The organism is Paenibacillus selenitireducens (assembly GCF_002021565.1).
In the GTDB taxonomy this organism is placed as follows: domain Bacteria; phylum Bacillota; class Bacilli; order Paenibacillales; family Paenibacillaceae; genus Paenibacillus_K; species Paenibacillus_K selenitireducens.
The window spans coordinates 182570-209495 of the sequence record NZ_MSZX01000004.1 but is presented as its reverse complement, the minus strand read 5'-3'; the positions used below and the strand labels follow the sequence as shown (position 1 = coordinate 209495).

Below are 26926 nucleotides of genomic sequence, written 5' to 3'. Positions count from 1 at the left end.
ATGAGCTTCATCTCATAGGCATGATATTAATCGTTGTTGCGAGGACGGTTGCGTAAGAAGGTAGGAATATCGAGTTGATCCCCAGACGGTTGGTTCCCGAACGGTCTCAAATTACTAGCCGCCGATTTGGTTTCGTGTACTTCCTCCGCAGGAGCTGCTGCCGTTGGTCTACGACCTGGCATTGTAATGCTCTTATGTTCGAAGCCCGTTGCAATGACCGTAACTTTGATATCATCCTTCATCTCTTCTTCAATGATGGCACCGAAGATCATATTCACTTCAGGATCTGATGCTGAAATGACAATTTCTGCGGCTTCATTAACTTCATAGAGAGATAAGTTCGTGCCGCCCGTAATATTCATAATCACACCGCGTGCACCTTCAATCGAAGTCTCTAGCAATGGACTCATAATCGCTTTGCGCGCAGCTTCAGCCGCACGGTTCTCACCATTCGCAACGCCAATCCCCATCAATGCAGAACCGCGTTCCGTCATAATCGTCTTCACGTCGGCAAAGTCAAGGTTGATTAACCCTGGCACTTTGATCAAGTCAGAAATACCTTGTACCGCTTGACGCAATACATTATCTACCTCACGGAATGCTTCGAGCATCGGGGTCTTCTTATCCACAATCTCCAATAGGCGATCGTTCGGAATGACAATGAGTGTATCTACTTTTTCCTTCAGCGCTTCGATACCAAGTTCCGCGTGCGTAGAACGTTTGCGGCCTTCGAACGAGAACGGACGTGTCACCACACCAACCGTCAAAGCGCCGCATTCTCTTGCAATTTCAGCGATGACCGGTGCAGCACCTGTACCTGTACCGCCACCCATGCCCGCAGTAACGAACACCATATCTGCGCCACGTAATGTATTCATAATCGCTTCACGAGACTCTTCTGCAGCTTTTTTCCCTACATCTGGATTTGCACCTGCGCCAAGTCCACGAGTCAATTTATCACCAATCTGTAAACGATGCTCCGATTTTGCCAAATGAAGCGCTTGAGCATCTGTATTTACAGTTATAAATTCTACACCCTTAACGCCATTGTCAATCATTCGGTTAACTGCATTACTACCGCCGCCACCGACACCGATGACTTTAATTTGCGCCAACGACTCCAATTCAAAATCAAATTCCAACATAATCTTCATCTCCCCCTCATTGCCCTTGACTGGCTCTTGTTACCGATATTCAGTGTGATTATATGAAATCTTCAAAAAACTTTTTCATTCGATCAAAGAGCCCAGGTTTTTCTTCCACGTTCTTCGGAGTTTTCGGATTTTTGGTAACTTTCTTCGTTACGGTAGCCGTACGCATTCTCACTGTACGAATAACATTATGAATAATACCAACACCGCTGGTATAGCCTGGATCGCGAACCCCGATGAAATCAGGAACCGCTATACGTACTGTTGCTTCAAGCTCTGCTTGGGCAACGGCAAGTACACCCGACATAGACACTGTGCCACCTGTAAGAATATAACCGCCAGGCATATCGCTATACCCTAATCTCTTTATCTCTTGACGTACCATTTGGAAGATTTCTTGTACACGTGGTTCGATAATTGCCGCAAGATCAACTTGCGAGAACTCTTTCTCCACATTGCTTCCAATACGAATCACTTTGAATACTTGATCCGCTGCAGCGTCAGGGCCATAGGCGCATCCGAATTTCAATTTCACTCGTTCGGCTTGATCCGTCAACGTACGAAGTCCATACGCAATATCATTCGTCACGAACTCTCCGCCGATCGGTAATGTAGAAGTCGCAATCATAGAACCGTTTTGGAAGACAGCAATGGTCGTTGCGCCTGCTCCAATATCCACAAGAATCGATCCCATCGTCTTCTCGTCTTTGGATAGGGCTAATTGGCCCCCGGCTAACGACATAAGTACTAAATCTTTTACTTTCAGCCCTGCTTTTTCAACGCAGCGAAGTAGGTTATGTATAGCAGTCTTAGCACCTGTAATAATAGTTGCCTCTACTTCTAACCGTACACCGATCATTCCGCGAGGATCTTGAATTCCTTGCAATCCATCTACAACATACTGTTTAGCAACAACATCAATAATTTCTCGTTCTGGAGGAAGTGCGATCACTTCCGCAGCTTTTAATACACGTTCAATATCCTCGTCACCGATTTCACGATCTTCATTCGAAACAGCGACGACGCCATGACTAGATTGCAACCCAATATGATTTCCTGAAATTCCGACAAAAACTTCCGATATTTGAATGCCAACCATACGTTCTGCATGATCGACAGCATTGCGAATCGACTGTACCGTTTGGTCAATATCTACAATTGCTCCTTTTCGAATACCTTCCGAGTCAGCAGATCCAACTCCAATAATATTAAAGGTTCCATTGTTCATTTCACCGATAATAGCTCGAACTTTGGATGTACCGATGTCCAAACTAACAATGATGTCACCGTTGCTCAAATCTGTGGCACCTCCTATTTCTACCTAAGTATAATAGTAATTTTGTATGACACTCTGTACTTATTCAACAAACTTTATTTTTTCCCTCTTTTTTCTACAATTTTTTTATTGGTAAATTGTTTCCAAAAAAAATTAGAAATCAAAGACAAGTCTATCTTTTTTATTCTAACATTTTTTCAATTTATTGAGTAGTGTCTTTTTCTAGATCAGTCCCCCATGGTGTATTGTCAAACGGGCGATAGGTGTCCGCAGTAAGCATCGTTATCAGGCCGGGTTGCTGCGTCTCTATCACATTGCTTAAATACTCTACTTTATCTTTCATTAATGAGATCGTCGTAAGTACTTCAAACTGAGAGCGCGTGTACATTTTGATACGATCAGGATAAGACTTCGATGGGTCTGGCATAATTTCCGAGATGTCCGTCAACAATTCATCAGGTATCTCACCTAACTGCTTACATAACTTCCCTAGAAGGGCATCCCCTGCTTTCCAATTCGTTAGAATAGGCTTCTCCACAAGGATATGGTCCTTCGGCAAGGGCAGGGTTGTTCCATTGGATAGAAGCCCTGTGATTTTACCGTCTGTCGGAGACATTTGATAGGCTACAGTTGAAAACTCTTGCACCGAGATGGAAATGACTCCTGGAAATTTCAACTCGATCTTCACATCTTGAACGGCTTTATTCTCCAGCAGCCGCTCTCGAATGGTTCCTTTGCTTGTCCCAAAAAATTGGTCGCCGATATGCAGCCCGCTCTTCTCCACCAACTGTTGATTCGGTATCAACTGATTTCCGGTTATATGAATCTCTGAAATCTTACTCATGGAAGAACGAAAAAATAGAACCGCAAGCAGCACGACAAAAAGGATCAGAAGAATAAATAATAGCTTCCGACTTGTGTTGGTTTTTACTTTTTTTTCTTTTAACACGGGAAGTTGTTGAGTCATTTCATTACCACCTATAAAAGCCTTGATCCCCTTCACAAGGAAGGGGATGCAGGGTTAATTTGCAAAGTCCAGCTGCCTGGATACCGGCGATTGACGATAAATGGTTGCGCCTAAACGAGAGAATAATATTTCAATCTGATCATAACCGCGATCAATGTGATGTACTTGTTCGATAATGGTCTTTCCATGTGCAGCAAGGCCTGCGATGACAAGTGCGGCACCTGCGCGCAGATCGGTTGCTTCCACACTCGCTCCAAGCAGACGGTTCACACCTCGTATAAACGCAGAATTTAAGTCAATTCGAATATCCGCACCCATGCGAGTTAATTCATCCACATGTTTAAAGCGCCCTTCAAATATAGTTTCTTTCATAATACTAGTTCCGTCCGACAGCGACAGCAGCACCATAATCTGAGATTGTAAATCCGTCGGAAATGCCGGATAAGGCGAAGTTACGATTCGCTCAACGGCATGCGGTCTTGTCGCGCAGCTCACATGTATTATATCATCATCAACCGAGACTTGAACACCAACACCTCTTAACACATGAATGAGAGATGTAAGATGGTTCGCATTCACGTGCGTAAGCGTGACGTTGCCTCTTGTGGCTGCTGCGGCAATCATGAAGGTTCCAGCGACAATGCGATCTGGAATCACTTCATACTCACATGGAACCAGCTCCTCAACACCGTCAATCGTAATCGTATCGGTACCCGCACCATGAATTCGAGCGCCGAGTTGATTCAAGAAATTCTGCAAATCTTGAATTTCCGGTTCTCTTGCCGCATTTGTAATTGTTGTCGTCCCTTTAGCAAGTACAGCCGCCATCATAATATTCTCTGTCGCGCCAACGCTTGGGAAATCCAAATGGATATTTGCACCAGTCAGCTGTTCTGCACGGCAAATGATGCGTTGATCCGTTTGCAGGATTTGGGCACCTAGTGCCATTAACCCCTCTAAATGCAGATCAATTTTACGTTCACCAATGGCACAGCCTCCAGGCTGATAAATCTGCACTTCTCCAAACCGAGCAAGCAACGGACCCATTAAAAATATCGAAGAGCGCATCTGTTTCATCAAGGATTCCGGAACATGCGAGGAATTCGCCGCCGACGTATCCACGACAACAACATCATTGATATGCTGCGTCTCACAGCCAATATCCTCTAAGATCTGAAGCATAACCTGAATGTCCAACAACTTCGGAACATTATGAAGCTGTATTCTTCCACGCGTCAGAAGGCTTGCTGCAAGAATCGGCAATGCGGCATTTTTCGCTCCATGGATACGAATGGTTCCTGACAGGGGTTTCCCACCCTCAATCACCAATTTGTCCAATGTATCACCTCCGAGTTTACCGCTCACCCACCACCAACACTTCCGGCACTAACGAAATGCCATACTTCGACTGAATCGTCTGTTGGATTTCATCAATTAGGGTGAGAACATCTCTAGCTGTCGCTTGACCGGTATTTACAATGAAATTGGCGTGTAACGTCGAAATTTCAGCACCACCAACGCGATATCCTTTCAAGCCTGCCTCTTGAATTAACCTTGCAGAAAAATCATTCGGCGGGTTCCGAAATACGCTGCCACAACATGGCAACTGCAGCGGTTGTGTTTTTAATCGACGATCTTTGTATGATGCCAATGCGGCCGCAATTTCTTTACGATCTCCATGTTCTAACGCGAATGTCGCTTCAAGCACGATGCCGCGTACTTCGTGTAGAACGGAATGTCGATAAGCGAATTGCATTTCCGAAGCAGAATACCGCACCAATTCCCCTGTCTCCAGTACAATCTCAGCTTCCTTAAATATGCGTGACACATCAGATCCGTGAGCTCCAGCATTCATGTACACGGCACCGCCGACGGACCCCGGAATTCCCCCTGCATATTCCAAGCCCGTCAGGCCTTCCTTACCAGCCTTGATACTTAATGTGACAAAGGAATAGGCTCCCCCAACACGGACCGTGGTGTCCTCAAACTCTACATAGTTTAGGCCTTTGCCTAACTTTATGACCACGCCGCGAATCCCTTTATCCAACACAAGCAAGTTCGAACCCCTGCCGATCGTCGTCCAAGGAATACCGTGCTTATGCAGCAGCTTGACCGTCATCACCAGTTGTTCTTTTCCGCTCGGTACAATGAGTACATCCGCTGGGCCTCCGATTTTCCATGTCGTATGCTTTGCAAGTGGTTCATCGATAAGAATGTCTCCTACTTGAGCGGAATTTAATTCTGTTATAAACGGCTGCATATCATGCATACCATGAACCTCCTTCGTGCAAATCAGTAAGAGAGCGACCTCAGGCGTCAATGTAACTCCAATCAGGCTTGTGAATGCCGGACCTCATGGATGTCTGCCACGATTATAGAGTATCTTATGTCAGACAGAGGGGGAGTGTGACAATCGCCTAGGGTCTTCTACTGTGTGCTAATTCTAGTTGTCGTTTTATCGATTTTGTTCCGTTAATCGAATCATTTCTTGCACGATACGTTCTGCCGAATCCGGCTGTCCCAGCGTTCTCGCGGCTTCAGACATCTTATCCCACCGTGCATGATCATTCATAATATTCTCTACAAGGGCGAATAGCTTCGAACCCTCGAGCTCCCGCTCTAGAATGACTTCCGCCGCATTCGCTCGCTCAAGAGAACGGGCATTAGCTTCCTGGTGGTTATTCGTCACATTCGGCGACGGGATCAGAATCGACGGGATGCCAAGAGAAGTCATTTCTGCTAATGACGAAGCCCCTGAACGTCCAATCACAAGCGAAGTTGCTGCAAGCACATCCGGCATATTATGAAGATAAGGCAGGATCTGGAGCCGCTTCGGCATCGGATTGACCGTTTGTTGAATCTTCTCCAGCGTATTCGCGTAGTAACTCTCCCCCGTCACATAGACAAAGTAGACATCTGGAAGACGCGTGAGATGCGAAGCCATCCCCATCATCGCCTCATTAATCGCCTTTGCACCGCGGCTTCCGCCGACGATCAGCACGATGCGACTGCCTTCAGGGATACCTAACGAGGCATACCCTTTCTTACGGTCAGCATGGTAGACGGCTGTCGCACGCGGATTCCCGGTAAACAACACATGTTTGGCTTGTTTGAACTGATTCTGAGACTCTTTGAAACTTAGCGCAACCGTGTCTGCATAACGACTTAAGAAATTGTTCGTTAATCCTGGGATGGCATTCTGCTCATGGATCATCGTCGGAATGCCCAGCTTAGATGCAGCATAGACAACAGGACCGCAGACGTATCCCCCCGTTCCAATGACGACATCGGGTTTAAATTCTTTCAATATTTTTTTGGAACGGCTCACACCTTTTAGAAACCGAACGACCGTCTTTACATTTTCCATCGATAGCTTCCGACGAAAACCTGTAATTTCAATCGCTTCAAAAGGAATGTTCTCTTTTGGAATGAGCGTGCTCTCCAGTCCTTTGGTTGTACCAATGTATAATATTTGTGTGTCCGGATGCTCTGTTTGACATTGTCTAGCAATGGCAACTGCCGGGTAAATATGACCTCCGGTGCCGCCGCCGCTGAGTACAACTCGCATGACATTCACCTCGCGTAACGGGATATATTCAATAAAATACCAAAAGCGGTCAGCATTAAAGTCAGTGATGAACCACCATAGCTGATTAACGGCAGCGTAATACCTGTAACAGGCATCAGACCGATAACCACCCCGATGTTAATAATGACTTGGACGGCAACAATACCTACGATTCCTACGGCTAGAAAGCTGCCAAAGGGATCGGATATCGTCATCGCCACACGCATGCCGCGCCATACTAGAATTAAAAATAAGACTAAAACGGTTATTCCGCCAATAAACCCAAGTTCTTCAGCTAAAATCGAAAAAATGAAATCCGTCTGCGGTTCAGGAACGTAGCTATACTTTTGCCGACTCATCCCAAGCCCAAGACCTACAAATCCTCCCGGTCCGATCGCATATAGCGATTGAATGGCCTGGTAACCGGCGCCCAACGGGTCGCTCCAAGGATCCAAGAACGATGTGATCCGTGCAAGCCGGTACGGAGCGGCTAGAACGAGCCCTATAAAGCCCGCTACCCCAACTAAGCCGAGAGAAGCCAAATGACGCACCTTCGCGCCAGATATGTAAATAACAAGCAGAGATGCGCCCACCATAACCGTACCTGTTCCCAAATCCGGCTGCAGCATAATCAATCCGAACGCAAGACCCATAATTCCGAGAGGCGGTACAAGACCCTTTACGAAGGATCCGAGTTCTGCCTGACGATCTGCGAGCAGCTTCGATAAGAATAGAATCATTGCTAGCTTCATAAATTCAGACGGCTGAATACCAAATGAACTGATTCCGAGCCAACTGCGCGCACCGCCGCGGACAGCCCCAATTCCAGGAATCAATACGATGACCAGTAAAGCAAAGCAAAGGATCAACCCTAACTTCGCATACTTTTTCCATACCCAGTAATCGGTGTTCATCGTAAAATACATCGCAACTAAACCTAGTACCGCAAACAGTAATTGACGTTTGACAAAATAGAACGAATCGCCGTAATCATGAAAGGCTACGACAGCCCCCGCACTGTACACCATTACCATTCCGATGCCGAGAAGCGATAGAATCGAAATAATAAGCCAGATGTCTGGCGCGGAACGTGTTTTTGACATGGCAGGCACACCCTTACATTGAAATGTGAGGGCTTGAACATGCCCCCCTATTAAAGATTATGCACGGCCTCTTTAAAAATTCGTCCACGCTGTTCATAGGATTCAAACATGTCCCAACTTGCGCACGCCGGAGATAATAGAACGACGTCTCCCGGTTGGGCAAGCTGAGCTGCCTGGATCACTGCAGAACGCAGCGTTGCTGCCGCATCTTCCACAGTATCGACGGTTTTGATCACCTCTATCCCCGCAGACTGCGCTACGCCAGCGATCTTCTCTTTGGTCTGTCCCATGACAACAACAGCCTTCACGTTGTGCTGCAATGCGGGAAGCAGCTCTAGATAATCCGACCCGCGGTCTAATCCGCCTGCAATCAGCACAATATCGTCTTTGAAGGCTTGCAGCGCCTTGATGGTTGCAATCGAATTGGTTGCCTTGGAGTTATTGTAGTACACGACGCCGTTTTTCGACTCCACGAATTCTAAACGATGCTCCACCCCACGGAAATTCGATAATGGCGTGCGAAGATGGGATGGTTCGACACCGGCAGCAATGCTAATGGCGGAAGCAGCTAACGCATTATCTACATTGTAGCGAGCCGGAATGCCAATGTGACCCACTTCGATAATCTCATGGATTTGCCCTTCCGCATCCCGATACACGACATGGCGTATCCCCTCATATGTATCGACAGTGTCCGCTTCTTTCGGATAAGGAGGCTCTACATATACGCCATACTCCAGCTGCTCCTTGCCGGAGAACGGCAATACTTTGGCCTTCATTTGGGCCACCAAAGAACGACAGACTGCATCGTCCATGTTCAGAATCGCAAAGTCATCTGCCGTCTGATTGGCAAATATGTTGACCTTGGAAGCGACATAATCATCCATCGTTCCATGATAGTCCAAATGCGTCTCCACAATATTCAACAGACAAGCAATATGCGGATGAAAAGCTCGGGTGCCTTTCAACTGAAAGCTGCTTAATTCGACAACCATTCGGTTCTCCGATGTCGCATCTGCTACCGCTTGAACCAGCGGTGTTCCGATATTGCCCGCCACGATTGGATGCAGTCCTGCACGATCTAATATTTCACCCACCCACGTGGTGGTCGTTGTTTTCCCATTGGAACCGGTAATCCCGATGATCGGTGCGTCACTGATATAGGAAGCGACTTCCACTTCCGTCACAATTTCAATGCCTAATTGCAACGCCTGCTGAAGCGGTTTTACCGAATAAGGTATGCCCGGGTTTTTGACAACAAGAGCCACACCAGGATGAATAAGCTCGTCCGGATGACCCCCGCAAATAACAGAAATGCCCAAAGCTTCTAATTCGTCAGCTTCGGGACTTAGATTACGTTCTTTTTTATCATTTACTGTAACGTTCGCGCCCCACTGGGACAACACTTTCGCGACTTGCAAGCCGCTTTTGGCAAGACCAAGAACAACAACGTCTTGGCCTCGGTAAGCTTCAGGTAACTTCATGTATTACAACCCCTTGTTGATAATAAGTCCAAGTCCTGCAAGCAACAGGCCGACAACCCAAAATGTAATAACGACCCGCCATTCCGACCAACCGCTTAATTCAAAGTGATGGTGAATCGGGCTCATTTTGAAGATGCGTTTCCCTCTTAGCTTAAAGGAGCCTACTTGTAGGATAACAGAAAGCATTTCAATAACAAAAACGCCTCCAATTATAATAAACAACAGCTCTGTTTTCGTCAAAATTGCGACGGCTGCAATGGCTCCGCCAATCCCGAGCGATCCTGAATCTCCCATAAATACTTTGGCAGGATGCGCATTGAAGACGAGGAACCCGAGCACTGCACCAATCATAGCCGCTGCCGCGATGGCCGCCGAATGCTCTGTAACCTGCATCGCAATAACTGCAAATGCTCCAAAAGCAATCGCACTCACGCCGGATAATAACCCATCCAAGCCGTCCGTAAAGTTCACGGCATTACTGATGGCGAGCATCATCAAGGTGATAAATACATAGTAGAACCATCCAAGATCCCACTTCACGGATGTCCCCGGAATCGAAAGCACCGTGCTATGATGATCTGAGATGAGTAATGCACATACGATAATAGCGAACAATAACTGCCCGAATAACTTCTGCTTCGCTGTCAGACCCAGCGAACGTTTAAAGACGATTTTAATGTAATCGTCCAGAAACCCTACTAATCCAAATCCTAAGGTTGCGACCAGAAGGACAGCAAAATCTGTATTAATCACTGAAAACTTCAAAAAACTTAACGTAAAGGCCAGCAGAATGATAATTCCGCCCATCGTTGGAGTTCCTGCTTTTTTCAAATGACCTTGAGGTCCATCCTGACGAATTTGTTGACCGAATTTCAATCTTCTTAGCAGAGGGATACATAGAGGTCCGACGATAACTGCTAATATGAAGGAAACACCGATCGTAAGTAATACTAATTTAAAGTCCACTACCGTCACACTCCTAAAATACTATCACTGCCACAATCACATATTTTAAAATCACTTGTTTTCACGAATGCCATATGGGAACAGCCTCTATAATGCGGTTTCACGGAGTGAACGCACCACTTCTTCCAATCTCATGCCGCGGGAACCTTTCACCATCACGATGTCTCTAGGAGATAGGATGCTGCATAGCTCGGATGCAAGTTGTCCTTTGTCATCAAAGGCACGTACACGTCCTGCTAGAAAGTGTTCCGACGCAGCTGCTGCAATTTCTGCTGCAAGCGGACCATAGGTATACAAGTAATCTATTTTCTTTTCTCGGAATTCATGCCCAATTGATCGATGCAAATTGACTTCATCAGGTCCAAGTTCTAACATGTCGCCAAGGACCACCGCTTTTTGCCGGAAGCCACTCATTTGATCGAATAATTGCAAGGCTGCACGAACGGCTGTCGGACTGGCATTATATGCGTCATTAATGATCGTAAGACCCGTAACTCCCGTAACGACTTCTGTTCGCATGCCGGTAACTTCCAAGTCTCGTAATTGCTGGCGGATATCTTCTTCAGCAACGCCATAATATCTAGCCACAGCCATCGCGGCCATCGCATTTGACACATTGTGTTGACCAAGTAACGGAATGAAGTAGCTCCCGTCTTCTGTCGAAGTTGTCGTGAATATCGTACCTCGTGCGTTCAGCATAATCCCGGTGGCGTAATCATCATTCGTAGGTTCAAAGCCAAACCGATAATGCTTCATATCAGCGGGCTGAATGGTTGCTTTTTCGTTCAATACTTGCGCGATCAGCGGCTCATCACCGTTATAGACAAGCAAACCGTGATCCTGAAGACCGCTCACGATTTCAAGCTTCGCTCTCGCGATCTCTTCGCGGGAACCTAACTGAAGCATATGTGCATCCCCAATATTCGTAATGACGGCCACTTCCGGTTTCGCAATTCCTGCTAATAATTCAATTTCGCCGCGGCCGCTCATACCCATTTCCAGCACAAGGATATCGGTCTGCTCCGGCATTTGAAGAATCGTAAGCGGTAGGCCGATATGATTATTGTAATTTCCACTCGTCTTATGAACTTGATATTTCGCACGCAACAACCCGGCAACCATATCTTTGGTTGTCGTCTTCCCGTTACTGCCCGTGATACCAACAACTCGCACATTACGTTCTTCAAGATAGTTCGCTGCCAAACGCTGCAAAGCTAGGAGTGGATCATCGACTAGAATGAGCGCTCCTTCTATAGCCGGCAGCTCACGGCTCTCCGGCCAGAATGCCGCAGACGCCCCTTGCTTCAATGCGTCTCCGACGAATTCGAGACCATCAAAACGCTCGCCTGACAAAGGTACGAATAACGTACCTCCAGACAACTTCCGCGTGTCGGTTTCTACGCCGTGTATCATGACATCTTCGTATTGTTCATGTGACAATCGTCCACCGCTTAATGCAGCGATCTCACTTAATTTTTTATTAATCACGTGAATTGCCCCTTATCGCTTCTTTCGCAACTTTTCGATCATCGAAATCATGGGTCTCATGTCCAATGAGCTGATAGGTTTCATGCCCTTTCCCCGCAATCAATACTACATCGTGCGGGCTTGCCATTTCAATAGCCTTTTGTATTGCCGCTCTGCGATCGACTTCTAACTCATAGGTAGATGTATGCGTCGTATCATCGATAATCCCTTGCTCAATATCTACGAGAATAAGCGCCGGATCTTCTGTACGAGGGTTATCCGAAGTTACGATCACATGGTCTGAATATTGGGCAGCCAGTCGCCCCATAATCGGGCGTTTCGTCCGATCCCGATCACCACCGCATCCGAATACGGTCAGCACACGTCCTGTTGCGAACTCTTTGACCGTCTTCAAGACATTCTCCAAGCCATCCGGTGTGTGGGCATAGTCTACAATGACGGCATAGGATTGTCCTGCATCAACGGCTTCCACGCGCCCATCAACGCCAGGAATCGCTTCTAAGCTCGCTTTTACTTGCTCTAATGAAATCCCCTCTAATAATCCGGCCGCGATCGCAGCCAAGGCATTATACACATTAAACTTCCCTACCATTTGAAGCTGAATGTCCGTATTTCCCCGGAACGTAGACACATGAAATTGCGTCCCTTTCGAAGTAATTCGAATTTCACTCGCGCGGACATCTGCCGGTTGATCAACCCCGTACGTAATGACCTCTGCTGAGGTTAATGTTGTGAAATATTCCGTCGCAGCATCGTCCACATTGAATACGGAATATTGATGCTGTTCTGGGGATATAGGGAATTCATTTCCTAACCGAGAAAAGAACAGCCCTTTGGCAGCACGATAGTCTTCCATCGTCTTATGATAATCTAAATGATCTTGTGTTAGATTCGTGAAAATCGCAGTCCGGAACCGGCACCCCTTCACTCGCCCTTGCTCCAAGGCATGAGAGGATACCTCCATGACACAAGCATCCGTGCCTGCTTCAACCATCGCATGCAGCGATTGCTGTAATTCTAAAGCTTCTGGAGTTGTTCTAGACATATCGATTTTGTAACCGGCATACCGCATTTGAATGGTGCCGATGATGCCCGGCTGAAAACCAGCATCACTTAGTATCCGCTCAATCAGATAGGTTGTCGTTGTTTTCCCGTTCGTCCCGGTTACACCGATCATTCTCATCTGTTGGCTTGGAGACCCGTAGAAATAATCTGCGAATACGGCCATTGCGTATCGGCTGTCTTTTACAAGAATCTGCGGAATCGCCACATCAAGCTTATGCTCCACTACAAGTGCAACCGCACCTTGCGTTACGGCTTTATCTGCAAAAGCATGCCCGTCGACGGTATGCCCAGGCAAACAAATGAACAAGTCCCCTGCCTGCACCTTTCGAGAATCTGTCTGTAGTCCAGTTATTTCAACGGTTTCTTCGCCATCCAGCTGAGCTGTCGTTAACCGTGATACGAGTTCCTTTAATTGCATGTCTTAATCCCTCCGTCTAATCCATAAATACCATCATTCACTTGAAGCTGCAGGTTCATTCCCCATATAAATGCGGATGGTTGAACCTTTCTCAACCCGCTCTCCCGGCTTAGGCGCTTGGCTAATCACCACATTGCCCGATCCGGCTCTTGCTAGATTGAAATTCGAATTCATATCTTCATAAATATCGTCGAGCGTCATCCCTTTCATATCTGGGACGGTCACATAGGGAATCTCATCAAGCTTATAATTGTGCGCGATTTGATCTTTTCGTTTCGGGACCCCCATATATTGTAATGCATCGTCCAGAATATTTCGAACAATCGGCGCAGCGACCACGCCCCCGAATTGAATCCCTTGCGGATTATCAACGGCCGTGTACACGACGATTTGCGGATCGTCAGCTGGAGCGAACCCAATAAACGATACGATATGCTCATTCGCAGAGTACTTTCCATTAATAACTTTCTGTGCTGTCCCTGTCTTCCCGCCAACGCGGTACCCATCAATAAAGGCTTTGCCTCCCGTCCCTTTCGCAACAACGCTCTCCAGGGCTTCTCTTACTTGCTTGGAGGTGTCCTCCGAAATGACCTGACGGATCATCGTTGGGGCAAAATTTTCAAGCGTTATCCCTGTATCCGGCTGAATTAAGGATTTAGCAACATGTGGTTGATATAACTTTCCACCATTAATGGCTGCAGAGACCGCGGCGATTTGCTGAATAGGTGTCACAGAAACCCCTTGACCAAAGGCTGTCGTCGCTAACTCAACAGGGCCCACACGAGAAGGCTTGAACAAGATTCCCGTTGCTTCACCGCTTAGATCGATACCGGTTTTCTGTCCAAACCCAAAGTTACGTATGTATTCAAACAACTTATCCTTGCCTAACCGCTGTCCTAGTGCAACGAATCCGGGGTTACAAGAGTTCTGCACGACTTCCAAGAACGTCTCGCTGCCATGTCCCCCTCTCTTCCAACAGCGAAGCTTAGCCCCACTTACATCCACATAACCTGGGTCATAGAAGTGGTCATTCTTCAAATCAACTTTCTTTTCTTCCAACGCTGCAGCTAACGTGATGATCTTGAATGTCGAACCTGGCTCGTATGTACTCCAGATCGGCAAATTCCGGTTATACAGCTCTGGTGCGTACTCCACATAGTTTCCTGGCTCATATCCCGGTTTGCTTGCCATCGCCAGAATCTCACCATTTTTAGGATTCATCGCAATCGCAATAATGGAATTCGGCTGCAGTTGCGCCATCGCTTGGTCTAACTCCCGCTCCACTATTGTCTGAATATATTTGTCAATCGTCAATTGTAAATTTAAACCATCCTGTGGCTGCTTGAATTTTTCGGATGAATTCGGCATTTGTCTGCCGGCTGCATCCGATAGGAAGGAGACACTTCCATTCATACCTTGCAGCTTATCGTTATAGCGTTGTTCTACACCGGTTAATCCGCCATCATAACCAACAATGCCAAGCACAGAAGCAGCAAGATCGTCAAAAGGATAATATCTTTTATTATCTTCCGCTACGACAATACCGTCGATATTCAGATCGCGTATTTCACGTGCCTTCTCCAGCGTAATCTTCCGTCCCGCGGGACGAATATTCTCTAATCTGGAGCGCTTGGAAATTTGTTTGAGGATCGTTTCTTCCGGCATATTCAGGACTTTCGCGAGCGCTTTGGCAGCAGCAGGTTTGTCCTTAATCTGAACGGGAATGGCCATAATGCTAGGAGAGCTGACATTATAGGCTAATCGTACATTGTTGCGATCCAATATTTCACCGCGTTTGGCGGAATACGGGATATTGCGACGCCACGAATCTTCTGCCTTCTCTGTCAGCTCATTGCCTTTCCATAATTGCACATACCCCAGCCTACTCATCAGAGCAGCAAACCCCAAAGATATTATGAATAGCGCGAATAATATTCTCCGTCTTACCGTTACACCTGAACTTTTCACAAAGCTCCCCTCCCTGTCCATCATGAATGGTTTCATATCATGACTATTCGGGACAAACAGGGGATAGAACAAGCTTATTTCGGCGGAGGTTCACCTTTTGATTCATCCGCCACATGATTTAGCGGCGCTAACGTGAAATTGACATGTACCTGGTTCTCTTCTTTCGTAATCTCTTGACTCACGACATAACCCTCACCTGTAATGGTGTATGATATATCAAGCAAGGTACAGAACTCGAGCACATCGCGCAGCGAGGATCCCTTCATATCCGGTATTGTAATATTTTTCGGATCCTCTGTAATGAGATAGACTCGATTTCCATTCGCCAGCGGCGTTCCTTTATCCGGAACTTGCCGAATGATCTTGTTTCCTTTCCCGATCGTCTCAAAGGTAATCCCTTTTTTCGTTAATTGATCCTTCGCCTCATTCAACTTCATATTCGCTAAATCAGGTACGATCGCTGCGGGATTCGCTGTCTGCGACGATTTGCTGCTATTTTTATTATTGTCTTTATTCGCATCATTGACCTTCGTACTTGGCTTAATATTTAAGTAACTTAAGGATTGGCTCATGATTTCTTTAAAAACCGGACCTGCTGCCGAACCCCCGCCCGCATATTTATCATTTGGTTGATCGAGCAATACATATATCAATACTTGAGGATCCTCGACGGGCGCATATCCGATAAAAGAGACCACGTATTTGTCCGCAGAATATTTCCCGTTCACGGCCGTCTGGGCTGTCCCTGTTTTACCGGCAATGCGATAGCCTTCAATATATGCACTTCTCCCGGTACCAATCTTCTGGTCGGATACAACTTGTTCCAAGTATTCCCCAACCTTACGTGAGGTTTCAGGGGATATGACTTGGCGAATGACCTTCGGATCGACCACCGTTTTTTGATTCGTTGTCGGATCGATGATTTCCTTCACCAGTCGCGGTGCCATTAGCTTTCCTCCGTTCGCCACGGCAGCTACACCAGCCACTTGTTGAATCGGGGATACGACAACCCCCCCTTGTCCGTAGGAAGATGTCGCAACCGCTGTACTTGAATCCAATAGCAACGTACCTGCACGTTCACCTGGTAAGGGAATACCCGACTTCTGACCGAATCCAAAATCTTTGAAATATTGTTCCAGCTTTTCTTTCTGCAATCTTTCGTATCCTAATTTGACGAAGGCTACGTTACTTGAACGCTTCAGACCCTCTAGAAATGTAATTTCACCCCAGCCTCCGCGTTTATGGTCACGAATTGTCCATCCCCCTACCTTCATAGAACCCGATTTATACAGTTCGTTCGGATTGAACACTCCTTCTTGTACCGCAGAAGCCAACGTAATAATTTTAAACGTGGAACCCGGCTCATAAGCAGACTGCACTGCATTGTTCTTAAAACTGGACATATCTTTCGTATCCCCATATTTGTTCGGATTAAAGGTTGGCATATTCGCCATCGCCAGAATATCCATGTTCCTTGGATCCGCCACGATCGCTGTCGCACTAACCGGTTGGTACTTGTCATAGACTTCTTTCAGCGCTTTTTGCGTGAAATGCTGAATGTTCTCATCAATGGTTAATACCAGATTCTTGCCGTCCTTCTCCGGCTTATAGATCTCATCCGCGGAAGGGAGCTTATAGCCTTTCCGATCCTTCTCATAGGAGATCGAACCTGCGGCACCTGCCAGATCCTTGTCGAAGAACGATTCTAACCCCATTTTGGCATTGCCGTCCTTATCCATGTAACCTAACACTTGAGAGGCCAGTTCATCGTTCGGGTAGAAGCGTTTGCTCTCCTTCATCAAATAAATGCCGACATCTGCATTTTTACCTACTTTATCTTTTAACTCATCTATGTAGGCAGAAACTTTATCTCCAAGCGGTTGATCAATCATCCACCCCTCTGGCTTAACTTCCCTCTGTACGTAGTAATCTCCGTCCTTATTCTTGGCCGTGACAAGAGTCATCATTTCCGCCTCTGGTTTGTTCAATATTTTACTCAATCTAGCAGCGATTTGGGTCTCTAGCTTTAATTCATGGATTCGCTTGGGATTCACAGCAACCGTGTAGGCTGGCGCATCCACCGCTAATGCTCGCATATTCCGATCGAAGATGGTACCCCGAACCGGTTTCAAGTCTACTGTCGTCGACCATGTCTTTTTCGCTTCAGCGGTCCAGAAGGAGGCATTTACCACCTGAACCCAAAAAATCCGTGTTATTAGAATAAAAAAGAGGATGGTTATACATCCTCCTATAAACATTGTTCGAATTCGTATTCTTTTTACCATCATCCAGCACTCCTTAATTCGCAGTAGCCGTCGGATTCGATGTATTTGAATCACTTGAAGAAACATCTATTTCATTTCCGCTTTCGCGTGCAACATAACCTAACTCTGTCGCCTTTTTCATAATTTCAGCCGGACTGCTTAACATATCCACTTCATTTTTCATTTGTGTCATTTCTTGCTTCATAGCTTTCATTTCCCGATCCATCTTCTGCATTTGCATATTCAGATCATAGATTTGTGCATACCGCCAAATAATCACGCCAGCAACGAGGGAGCAAATGACAATGGTGAACAAATACAGCAGTTTCTCCTGAGTCGATAACATTGCCTTGCGAGAAACAACCTTGGTTGTCTCCCGATACCGTTCAGGTGTGCGTTGGATCTTCTTTTCTTTTAGCGCTAAATTGCCACGAACATATGCCATTTGTTTAATCCCCCATTTTATTCAAGCTTTTCCGCGATTCTTAATTTGGCAGAGCGGGATCGCGGATTGTCATCCAACTCACGTTGGCTTGGAAGATACGGCTTCCGATTCACCAACTTTACCGTACCTTTCTTACCGCATACACACATCGGAAAGTCTGGAGGGCACGTACATTTTTCAATATATTGAGCAAAAATTTGTTTGCAAATACGGTCCTCTAAGGAATGAAACGTAATTACTGAAGCTCTTCCGCCAGGTGATAAGCAGCGAACACTCTTATGCAAGGCTTCTTCAAAAGATCCCAATTCATCATTGACGGCAATCCGCAATGCTTGGAAGCTTCGTTTGGCCGGATGACCACCCGTTCGCCTTGCTGCAGCAGGAATCCCTTCCTTCACGAGCTCCGCTAATTGACCTGTACTCTCAATCGGTGCTGCTTCTCTAGCTTGTACAATGTTCTTGGCTATACGGCGCGAGAATTTCTCTTCCCCGTATTCGAACAGAATCTTCGCAATTTCTCGTTCTGACCATTCATTCACAATTTCATGCGCAGTCAGCATTTCATCTTGATTCATACGCATATCGAGCGGCGCATCCTGATTATAACTAAACCCTCGATCAGCCTCATCCAACTGCGGTGAGGATACACCTAGATCGAACAATATGCCATCGACTTGCGGAATACCGTTCACCTTTGGCACTTCGGGAATGTCACGCAATACTTCTTCAATATATCGGAAGTTCGTCTTTACTAATTTGACGCGGTCACCGTAAGGAGCAAGCTTCTCCTTGGCATTGGCTAAAGCTGTATCATCTTGATCCAGCGCGATTAGCAATCCCGGTGCCTTCAACTGCGAAGCGATCACAGAACTATGGCCTGCGCCGCCTAAGGTGCAATCGACATAGATTCCTTCGGGCTTGATGTGAAGACCCTCAACGGCCTCTTCTTTAAGTACAGTGATGTGATGAAACAAACAGCAGCCCTCCTAGCTAGCGAATCTAGTATTAAAAATCAAAATCAACCAATTTCTCAGCAATTTCATTAAAGGATTCCTCCGATTGATCGAAGTAGTTCTCCCATATGTCTTTGCTCCAAATCTCCACACGGTTAGAAACGCCAAGGACAACACAGTCCTTGTCTAATTTGGAATATTGAAGCAGATTATTCGGTATATTTACCCTGCCCTGTTTATCCAGTTCACATTCTGTTGCACCGGAAAAAAAGAAACGCGTAAATGCGCGGGCGTCCGACTTCATCAGCGGCAGTGCCTTCAGCTTCTGCTCGAGCACTTCCCATTCAGTGCGAGGATATACGAAGAGGCATTGATCTAACCCACGGGTTACGACGAAGTTGCTGCCTAGAGCATCACGGAACTTGGAAGGAATGATCATTCGACCCTTTTCGTCAATCGTATGTTGATATTCCCCCATGAACATCGGTCGCTCCACCTCTCCCCCTCAATCTACCACTTCGCACCACTTTCCACCACTTCACTGTTACTACTTCGCCACACAAAACAAAAATCCTGCATTGGATTGCAGGATTTTCATAAATAATAAAAGTTTTTGGCTAGTTCAGCCTTAAATATCCAGATTTTTACGCTTGCGCTTCCGCCAATAGTAAAACACTGGAATTCCAATGACCGCCAAAATGATGAGGACAGGCAATAAGGCAATGACGACCAGAATGAACCCTTGAAAGAACACAACAACCCCATCCATACTATTCGATAACGTCTTCCCCATACGGTCAACAAAAGGAATATCCGACGCTTTTACCTGTTTATTGGCAGATTCGATCGGTTGATATAAACGAATACTCACCGTAGAATAGGCCACGTTCTGGTCTAAATAACGCATTCTGCCTTGAACTTGTTCAATTTGCTCTTGGACATCCGCAAGCTGCGAAGAAATTTTCAACAGATCGCCCGAATTCGCGGCTTTTTCCATGAATCCTAATAACCGCTTCTCGACCACCTGTTTCGCCTTAAGACGTGATTCCAGATCAACGTATTCTTCCGTAACGTCTTGACCTTCGACGCTCTGTTCAAATAGTTGATGGTCGATCTGTTCGATTTGCTTCATGAAATCCATAAATCCTTGCTGTGGTACCTTAATGGTGTAATTACCACCCAATTCATAGGTGCTCTGCTGATCTGCGAACTGCAAGAGATACCCGCCAGCAAGCTGAATTCGATTCTGTAATTCACGTTGTGCTTTCGCATAGTCTGTTACTTCGATCGTCACATTTGCTTTATAGATCAACTTGCGCTCATAACTCCCAGGATCGATTGGCTTCTCCCCTGCGGCAGCCCCTGCCCCAACAGAAGCCGCCTGGGGCTTCTCTAGACTTGCTTGGGATTCGGACGTCACCGTCTCCGCATCTGCCGATGTTTCTGTTTTCATATCGGCTTTGTTCGCCGAGTCGGATACGGTCAGCTTGTCGGCAGATTCCGACCTATCAGCGTTTTTTGCACTCCCGCATGCGGTAACTAACATCACGAACAACATCAAAATCATCAGTATGACCCAACTCTTCTTCGCCCCTCTTTTGACCATAAAAAAACCCCCTTATAGATCGCATGGTGATGGATAAACACCATTTCCCCATTAGACGGGAACGATTACAAGGAGGTTGCTAAATTTTACCTAAAATTTCAATTTATTCGATTGGATTGCGTCTATTATTCCGCCCAACTATCTAAATAAGCGATTTGCTCATCAGATAACGTATCGATCTGAATGCCAAGCGAAGTTAACTTCAACCGTGCTACTTCACGATCCGTCTCGTACGGCACATTAATGACTTTATTCCCAATTTGTTGGTATTGCTCATTCACGTATTTCAATGCTAGAGCTTGAAGTGCAAACGTAGTATCCATAATCTCAGCTGGATGACCATCCCCTGCCGCAAGATTTACAAGGCGGCCTTCCGCTAGCAAATAAATTTTGCGTCCATCTTTCAGTTGGAACTCCTCAATATTCCGGCGAACGGTACGTACGGATGAAGATAGATCATATAATTCCGGTTTGTTCACTTCAATATCGAAGTGGCCCGCATTCGACAGAATCGCGCCGTCTTTCATGACTTCATAGTGCTCCCCGCGAATAACATCCCGGTTCCCCGTTACCGTAACGAAGAAGTCTCCGACTTTCACAGCTTCGATCATCGGCTTCACGGTAAAGCCATCCATATATGCTTCTACGGCTTTAATTGGATCTACTTCTGTCACGACAACATTCGCACCGAGTCCTTTGGCACGCATAGCGACGCCTTTACCGCACCAGCCATACCCCACAACGACAACGGTCTTGCCTGCAACAACAAGGTTCGTCGTACGGTTAATGCCGTCAAATACGGACTGCCCTGTACCGTAACGGTTATCAAATAGATATTTACAGAACGCATCATTCACGGCCACCATGGGGAACTTCAACTTGCCTTCTTTCTCCAAGGCTTTTAACCGGATGATACCTGTTGTCGTCTCCTCCGCACCACCGCGGATCGTATCGATCAGATCAGGACGCTCCGAGTGCAAGATCGTCACAAAGTCGCCGCCATCGTCAATAATTAAATCCGGCTTGGTCTCAAGGGCTTTGAGAATCAATTCTTTGTATTCTTGCGGGTCAGGATTATATTTCGCAAATACGGTAATGCCGTCTTCGACGAGGGCTGCACATACATCATCTTGCGTTGACAATGGATTGCTGCCTGTAATCGTCACTTCAGCACCGCCGGCTTGAACCACTTTGGCCAAATAGGCTGTCTTCGCTTCCAAGTGAAGAGCAATCGCTACTTTCAATCCTTTAAAAGGCTGCTCTTTCTCAAATTGTTCGCGAATACTGTTCAACACAGGCATGTGGGCATTTACCCAATCAATCTTCAAATGACCTTCCGGTGCCAAAGACATATCTCTGACAATACTATTTTGCTGCGCAATACTCATTCGCTTACCCTCCCACAAAATGTATGACCTAATATCTATTATGAGAAAACCTCTAACGAGGTTCTTTCAAAGATGAGCGACCGCGTTTCTATTGTGGTAAAGAAATTACACGGTGTTGACCGGACAAATCGAGCGGAATTTCGTATAATGACGAAATCCAAGCCAGTCCGTATCGATTAAGATATGCAAAGATATTATAAACACGTTCCTGTGGTTTGCCAAGAGGCAAGATTGAACTGTGGATCCGTTCCCAGTGTCGAAGCGCCGTCTCATTCTGCTTCGCGAGATCATTCGCCGCACGATGCTGTAGGAACTCAACCTGCTCCAATACCTTCTGTTTGTTCGTTTCTCCCAACTTCCCTAACCCCGCTTGAATCTGGGCCAATTTCTCAAGAATCGGCTCATAGAGCTCGTTCAATTGCTGCTTCATATCTTCGAAATGTACATCTAATCCAAGCGTATCCTGCGCTTGCAGCCAAGCTTCCTTGCGCACTGTGAACCGCTCGACGACATCGGCGAAAGACAGCTCATACTTCGTCATTTGCTTCTGTACCGTGCCTTCAACAAATGTAAACGACATCCGTGGCACAATGATCGGCATTCTGAAGCCAAATGCATGGAATGCACGATGCGTCAGAGCCCAATAGGCAATCTCACCTGTCCCTAACACCGTTGACAATACCGGGAACAAGTAATCCTGCATCAATGGACGCGTTAACACATTGTTACTGAAGCGTTCTGGATGTTCTTGAACAAGACGTTGAAGCTCATCACGACTGAATGAGACCTGCTGTTTACGGTCCGTAAACCGGCCATCGACTTTATGTAACAAGAGCCGGGTTCCTTCATGGATATAGAATAGATTTGCATTGCCTGCGGTTACATCTGCCTGTGAGTTATATTGATGATCCTGTACATCTTGCAACGACTGCATCAACGCTTCTTCTAATGGATCATTATCTTCGATAATTCGTTCAAACATAGGAACTTCGATCGAACGAAGCGCAGAATCAGCGGAATCCAGCAGCACGAGACCTGCCTCGCCAAAAAGCATCCCAAAAATTCTAGCATAATAATCACTCAGATTACAGGATACCTCTGCGTAAGACTGAAGTTTTGCGAAGAAATCTTCCTTAAATTCGGTATTCGGTAATTTAGCGCTCAATTCTTCAATGGCCTGCTGCCAAGCGTCCATAGGCACTTGAACCTGACTCACCATGGAGCGTTCTCCCGTCGGGTGGTCAATTTTAATTTTCTGAACTTGAAGATCTGACGATAAAACATACGTATGATTCACTTCATCAAAATCATGATCTTCGCCGGCAATCCAGAATACGGGTACAACCTTCCGGTTCAATCTTTTCTCAGCCATACGAGCTGTCTGAATAATCGTCAAAGCTTTATAAATGACAAGCAGCGGCCCGGTGAATAATCCCGACTGTTGGCCACCCACCACGACAAGTGTATTTACATCTTCCAAATCATCTAACGAGCGAGCTACTGCTTCATGCGGATTTCGCTCAGCATTGTAGGAACGCAAGCGACTAACAAGCGCCTTTCGATCCGCACGTAAAGCATGTGTCTGATCTAGCCATGCCGCTCGTTCATGCCACGCTTCTTCGGTTTGAGGATTATAATCATATAACTCCTTTACCTTATTGTAATCACGCATGTATATATCTGATAAAGGTTGGCTGACCGCCATTGGTTCTTGAACAACATTCATGTTCTAGCCCCTCCATTTCTTCAATTCTGTTTCATCTTGGATGACAATCCACTATTTTTTTGAAAGTGATCCTCTTTGATTGTACACAACGATTCGCACTTCGTCAAAAGGTAACATGAGAAAAAAGGCTGTCTACAGACGCGGGAACCGCTTCTATAAACAACCTCTCTATTCAACGCTTAAATATAATGACAAGCAGCAAAATGACCGTCTTTTGTTTCTAACAATTCCGGCTCAACTGCAGCACACTTCTCTGTTGCCAGTGGACATCTTGTACGGAAATGACAACCGCTAGGCGGGTTGATCGGACTTGGAAGATCGCCTTGTAACACGATACGCTCCTTATTCGCTTCGACCGCAGGATCCGGAACCGGAATAGCCGATAACAATGCACGTGTATAGGGATGTTGAGGATTCGCATAGAGCTCTTCACTTTTAGCAAGCTCAACCACTTTCCCTAAATACATAACGGCTACGCGGTCACTGATATGCTTAACCATGGAAAGGTCATGGGCAATGAACAAGTACGTCAGACCCAGCTCTTTCTGTAGATCCTGAAGCAAGTTAACAACCTGTGCCTGAATGGATACGTCAAGTGCTGAGATCGGCTCATCACAGATGATGAACTTCGGATTTACCGCAAGTGCTCGTGCAATCCCGATACGTTGACGTTGACCCCCAGAGAATTCATGCGGATAACGAGTAGCATGGTCTGGATTCAGACCAACCATATCCAGCAAGTCTTCAACGCGTTTTTTACGTTCCGCACGGCTCGATGACATATTATGAATCAGAAGCGGTTCACCGATAATATCGGACACCGTCATACGCGGATTCAACGACGCATACGGATCTTGGAAGATCATCTGCATTTCACGGCGCATCGCTTTGAGCTTAGAACCGTTTAATTTATATATATCGGTACCGTTAAAACGTACTTCACCCGATGTTGGTTCATACAGTCGAAGAATGGTACGACCTGCAGTCGATTTTCCACAACCGGACTCCCCTACAACACCAAGGGTCTCACCTTGTTGAATTCCAAAGTTAATATTATTAACAGCCTTCAACGTCTGTCCTTTTCCAATATTGAAAAACTTCGTCAGTTGATTGACTTCAACTAATGGTTGTTGATTACTCATGCGCGCACCTCCTTAGCCATCGGATGGAGTAGCCAGCAACGAGATGCATGTGATTCACTAAGCTGCGTAATGGCCGGATCCTGTGTTTCGCAAATTCGCATCGCATCATCGCAACGTGCACAGAATGCGCATCCTGCTGGTGGTTTAATTAAATCTGGCGGTGTTCCGTGGATCGGAATCAATTGCTCATCTTTCCTCTGATCAAGACGAGGCATCGAACGCAGCAAGCCGCGTGTATACGGATGTGAAGGATTCTGGAAAATCTCCCATTTCGTACCTGTCTCCACGACTTTACCCGCATACATAACGACCACACGGTCACACATATCGGCAACGACCCCAAGGTCATGCGTAATTAGAATAATGGAAATGCCTAGACGTTTCTGCAAATCTTTCATCACGTCTAGAATTTGAGCTTGAATGGTAACGTCAAGCGCTGTTGTCGGCTCGTCGGCAATCAACAAAGCAGGATTACAAGCAAGTGCAATCGCAATCATTGCCCGTTGACGCATACCGCCTGAGAATTCATGCGGATATTGGCTAAAGCGGGCATCCGGATTCGGAATACCAACTAAATTTAACATTTCAATTGCACGAGCATAGGCGTCCTTTTTGGACACGTTCTGGTGCTTGATCAAACCTTCTGTAATTTGCTTCCCGATTGTAATGGTAGGATTCAACGATGTCATTGGATCCTGGAAGATCATTCCGATATCTTTACCGCGAATGGACTCCATTTCTTTTTCGGATTTCTTAAGAAGGTCTTCGCCATTAAAGATAACGCTGCCTTCTTTAATGAAGCTGGGCGGTGTAGGAAGAAGTCGCATAATCGTCTGTGCAGTAACACTCTTTCCGCAGCCGGATTCACCTACAATAGCTACAGCTTCCCCTTTATTAACATGAAAATTCACACCGCGAACCGCTTTTACTTCTCCGCCGCGAACGTGAAAAGATACATTTAAGTTTTTCACTTCCAAAATGGGTTGCATACCTACACCTCCTATTTTTTCATTTTTGGATCGAGTGCATCGCGCAAGCCATCACCTAATAAGTTAAACGATAACATCGTCAAACTAATAAAGATAGCTGGGAACAACATTCTCCAAGGATAAATCGTCCATGAATTCAAGGCATCACTGATCATCGATCCCCATGAAGCTACAGGCACTTGTACCCCTAAACCTAAGAAGCTTAAGAATGCCTCCGCGAAAATGGCTGACGGAACCGTCAACGTAAGTGTTACGATAATAGGGCTTAATGAATTCGGAATCAAGTGGCGCAGCAAGATACGTCTTGCGCCTGCACCCATGGAACGAGAAGCAAGAACATACTCCTGATTCTTAAGTCCCATGATTTGACCACGAACAATCCAGGCCATATTAATCCATCCCGTGATAGATAAAGCCACGATGATTGTAAATAGACTTGGTTCCATAACAACCAACAATAGGATACATACGAGCAAATAAGGAATGGAATATAGAATTTCCGAGAATTTGTTCATGATATTATCTGTTCTTCCGCCGACGTAACCCATAATGCCGCCATAAAGAACACCGATAATCAAATCAGACAATGCGGCTGCAAAGCCGACCGTTAATGAAATACGCGCACCCATCCATGTTCTCGCGAACATGTCACGGCCGAGATCATCCGTACCGAACCAATGTTCACCCGAAGGTGGCAAATTCGTTTTGTCCAGATAGTTGGTGAAATAATCGTATTTCGAAATCATAGGACCAACGATAGCCATAAGAATTAATACAATAAGGACAACAAGTCCTGACATTGCTAATTTATTCTCACGAAGTCGCTCCCAAGCATCACGCCATGCAGACAAACTTTCGCGCTGTATAATCTCTGCATTTTTTTCATCCTGGCTAATGGGGCGAAAATCATCAGGAGTCAAATTGTTGATTTTTTCATTTGTTACGTGATTTTCTGCCAC

The 26926-nt window shown here is 46.1% G+C and carries 22 protein-coding genes; all 22 read right to left on the bottom strand.

Annotated elements, in window-relative coordinates; translation table 11 throughout:
• Nucleotides 1–26 precede the first annotated feature (26 nt).
• The gene (gene ftsZ, locus BVG16_RS11395) at nucleotides 27–1145 is read right to left on the bottom strand and encodes a cell division protein FtsZ (RefSeq protein WP_078498774.1); all 1119 of its coding nucleotides are present in this window, start codon (nucleotides 1143–1145) and stop codon (nucleotides 27–29) included.
• Between the two features lie 58 nt (nucleotides 1146–1203).
• Nucleotides 1204–2448 carry a cell division protein FtsA gene (gene ftsA / locus BVG16_RS11390; RefSeq protein ID WP_078498772.1) on the bottom strand — a complete coding sequence of 415 codons (1245 nt, stop codon included), beginning with the start codon at nucleotides 2446–2448 and terminating at the stop codon, nucleotides 1204–1206.
• Between the two features lie 181 nt (nucleotides 2449–2629).
• Nucleotides 2630–3394: a cell division protein FtsQ/DivIB gene (locus tag BVG16_RS11385; protein ID WP_078498770.1), complete on the bottom strand. Its 765-nt coding sequence runs from the start codon at nucleotides 3392–3394 to the stop codon at nucleotides 2630–2632.
• A gap of 54 nt (nucleotides 3395–3448) precedes the next feature.
• Complete coding sequence (gene murA, locus BVG16_RS11380) at nucleotides 3449–4732, bottom strand: UDP-N-acetylglucosamine 1-carboxyvinyltransferase (protein WP_078498768.1); 1284 nt, start codon at nucleotides 4730–4732, stop codon at nucleotides 3449–3451.
• A 16-nt stretch (nucleotides 4733–4748) separates the two neighbouring features.
• The gene (gene murB, locus BVG16_RS11375) at nucleotides 4749–5654 is read right to left on the bottom strand and encodes a UDP-N-acetylmuramate dehydrogenase (RefSeq protein WP_078499098.1); all 906 of its coding nucleotides are present in this window, start codon (nucleotides 5652–5654) and stop codon (nucleotides 4749–4751) included.
• A 195-nt stretch (nucleotides 5655–5849) separates the two neighbouring features.
• Nucleotides 5850–6962 carry an undecaprenyldiphospho-muramoylpentapeptide beta-N-acetylglucosaminyltransferase gene (gene murG, locus BVG16_RS11370; RefSeq protein ID WP_078498767.1) on the bottom strand — a complete coding sequence of 371 codons (1113 nt, stop codon included), beginning with the start codon at nucleotides 6960–6962 and terminating at the stop codon, nucleotides 5850–5852.
• A gap of 5 nt (nucleotides 6963–6967) precedes the next feature.
• Nucleotides 6968–8065: a stage V sporulation protein E gene (gene spoVE, locus BVG16_RS11365; RefSeq protein WP_078498766.1), complete on the bottom strand. Its 1098-nt coding sequence runs from the start codon at nucleotides 8063–8065 to the stop codon at nucleotides 6968–6970.
• 50 nt (nucleotides 8066–8115) lie between these two features.
• Nucleotides 8116–9549 carry a UDP-N-acetylmuramoyl-L-alanine--D-glutamate ligase gene (gene murD, locus BVG16_RS11360; protein WP_078498764.1) on the bottom strand — a complete coding sequence of 478 codons (1434 nt, stop codon included), beginning with the start codon at nucleotides 9547–9549 and terminating at the stop codon, nucleotides 8116–8118.
• Between the two features lie 3 nt (nucleotides 9550–9552).
• The gene (gene mraY, locus BVG16_RS11355; RefSeq protein WP_078498762.1) at nucleotides 9553–10515 is read right to left on the bottom strand and encodes a phospho-N-acetylmuramoyl-pentapeptide-transferase; all 963 of its coding nucleotides are present in this window, start codon (nucleotides 10513–10515) and stop codon (nucleotides 9553–9555) included.
• Nucleotides 10516–10602: 87 nt separating this feature from the next.
• Entirely contained in the window at nucleotides 10603–12003 is a 1401-nt protein-coding gene (locus BVG16_RS11350; protein ID WP_078498761.1) for a UDP-N-acetylmuramoyl-tripeptide--D-alanyl-D-alanine ligase, read from the bottom strand.
• On the bottom strand, nucleotides 11996–13486 hold the full coding sequence (locus tag BVG16_RS11345) for a UDP-N-acetylmuramoyl-L-alanyl-D-glutamate--2,6-diaminopimelate ligase (protein WP_078498759.1): 1491 nt from the start codon (nucleotides 13484–13486) through the stop codon (nucleotides 11996–11998). The genes BVG16_RS11350 and BVG16_RS11345 overlap by 8 nt, the downstream gene beginning before the upstream one ends.
• A 33-nt stretch (nucleotides 13487–13519) precedes the next feature.
• Entirely contained in the window at nucleotides 13520–15454 is a 1935-nt protein-coding gene (locus BVG16_RS11340) for a stage V sporulation protein D (RefSeq protein ID WP_078498757.1), read from the bottom strand.
• Between the two features lie 74 nt (nucleotides 15455–15528).
• A complete protein-coding gene (locus BVG16_RS11335) occupies nucleotides 15529–17742 on the bottom strand; it encodes a penicillin-binding transpeptidase domain-containing protein (RefSeq protein WP_233147002.1) in 2214 nt (737 codons plus the stop codon).
• Between the two features lie 10 nt (nucleotides 17743–17752).
• A complete protein-coding gene (locus BVG16_RS11330; protein ID WP_078498753.1) occupies nucleotides 17753–18163 on the bottom strand; it encodes a cell division protein FtsL in 411 nt (136 codons plus the stop codon).
• Between the two features lie 17 nt (nucleotides 18164–18180).
• Complete coding sequence (gene rsmH / locus BVG16_RS11325) at nucleotides 18181–19137, bottom strand: 16S rRNA (cytosine(1402)-N(4))-methyltransferase RsmH (protein WP_078498752.1); 957 nt, start codon at nucleotides 19135–19137, stop codon at nucleotides 18181–18183.
• A 31-nt stretch (nucleotides 19138–19168) separates the two neighbouring features.
• Nucleotides 19169–19600 carry a division/cell wall cluster transcriptional repressor MraZ gene (mraZ, locus tag BVG16_RS11320; RefSeq protein WP_078498751.1) on the bottom strand — a complete coding sequence of 144 codons (432 nt, stop codon included), beginning with the start codon at nucleotides 19598–19600 and terminating at the stop codon, nucleotides 19169–19171.
• A gap of 144 nt (nucleotides 19601–19744) precedes the next feature.
• Complete coding sequence (locus BVG16_RS11315) at nucleotides 19745–20722, bottom strand: DUF4349 domain-containing protein (RefSeq protein WP_078498749.1); 978 nt, start codon at nucleotides 20720–20722, stop codon at nucleotides 19745–19747.
• A gap of 125 nt (nucleotides 20723–20847) precedes the next feature.
• Nucleotides 20848–22110 carry an adenosylhomocysteinase gene (locus BVG16_RS11310; protein WP_078498747.1) on the bottom strand — a complete coding sequence of 421 codons (1263 nt, stop codon included), beginning with the start codon at nucleotides 22108–22110 and terminating at the stop codon, nucleotides 20848–20850.
• 88 nt (nucleotides 22111–22198) lie between these two features.
• The gene (gene bshC / locus BVG16_RS11305) at nucleotides 22199–23836 is read right to left on the bottom strand and encodes a bacillithiol biosynthesis cysteine-adding enzyme BshC (RefSeq protein ID WP_078498745.1); all 1638 of its coding nucleotides are present in this window, start codon (nucleotides 23834–23836) and stop codon (nucleotides 22199–22201) included.
• Nucleotides 23837–24015: 179 nt separating this feature from the next.
• Nucleotides 24016–24978 carry an ABC transporter ATP-binding protein gene (locus BVG16_RS11300; protein WP_078498744.1) on the bottom strand — a complete coding sequence of 321 codons (963 nt, stop codon included), beginning with the start codon at nucleotides 24976–24978 and terminating at the stop codon, nucleotides 24016–24018.
• Nucleotides 24975–25967, bottom strand: a complete 993-nt coding sequence (locus tag BVG16_RS11295; protein ID WP_078498742.1) for an ABC transporter ATP-binding protein — start codon at nucleotides 25965–25967, stop codon at nucleotides 24975–24977. The genes BVG16_RS11300 and BVG16_RS11295 overlap by 4 nt, the downstream gene beginning before the upstream one ends.
• Before the next feature lie 11 nt (nucleotides 25968–25978).
• Nucleotides 25979–26926, bottom strand: a complete 948-nt coding sequence (locus BVG16_RS11290) for an ABC transporter permease (RefSeq protein ID WP_198957449.1) — start codon at nucleotides 26924–26926, stop codon at nucleotides 25979–25981.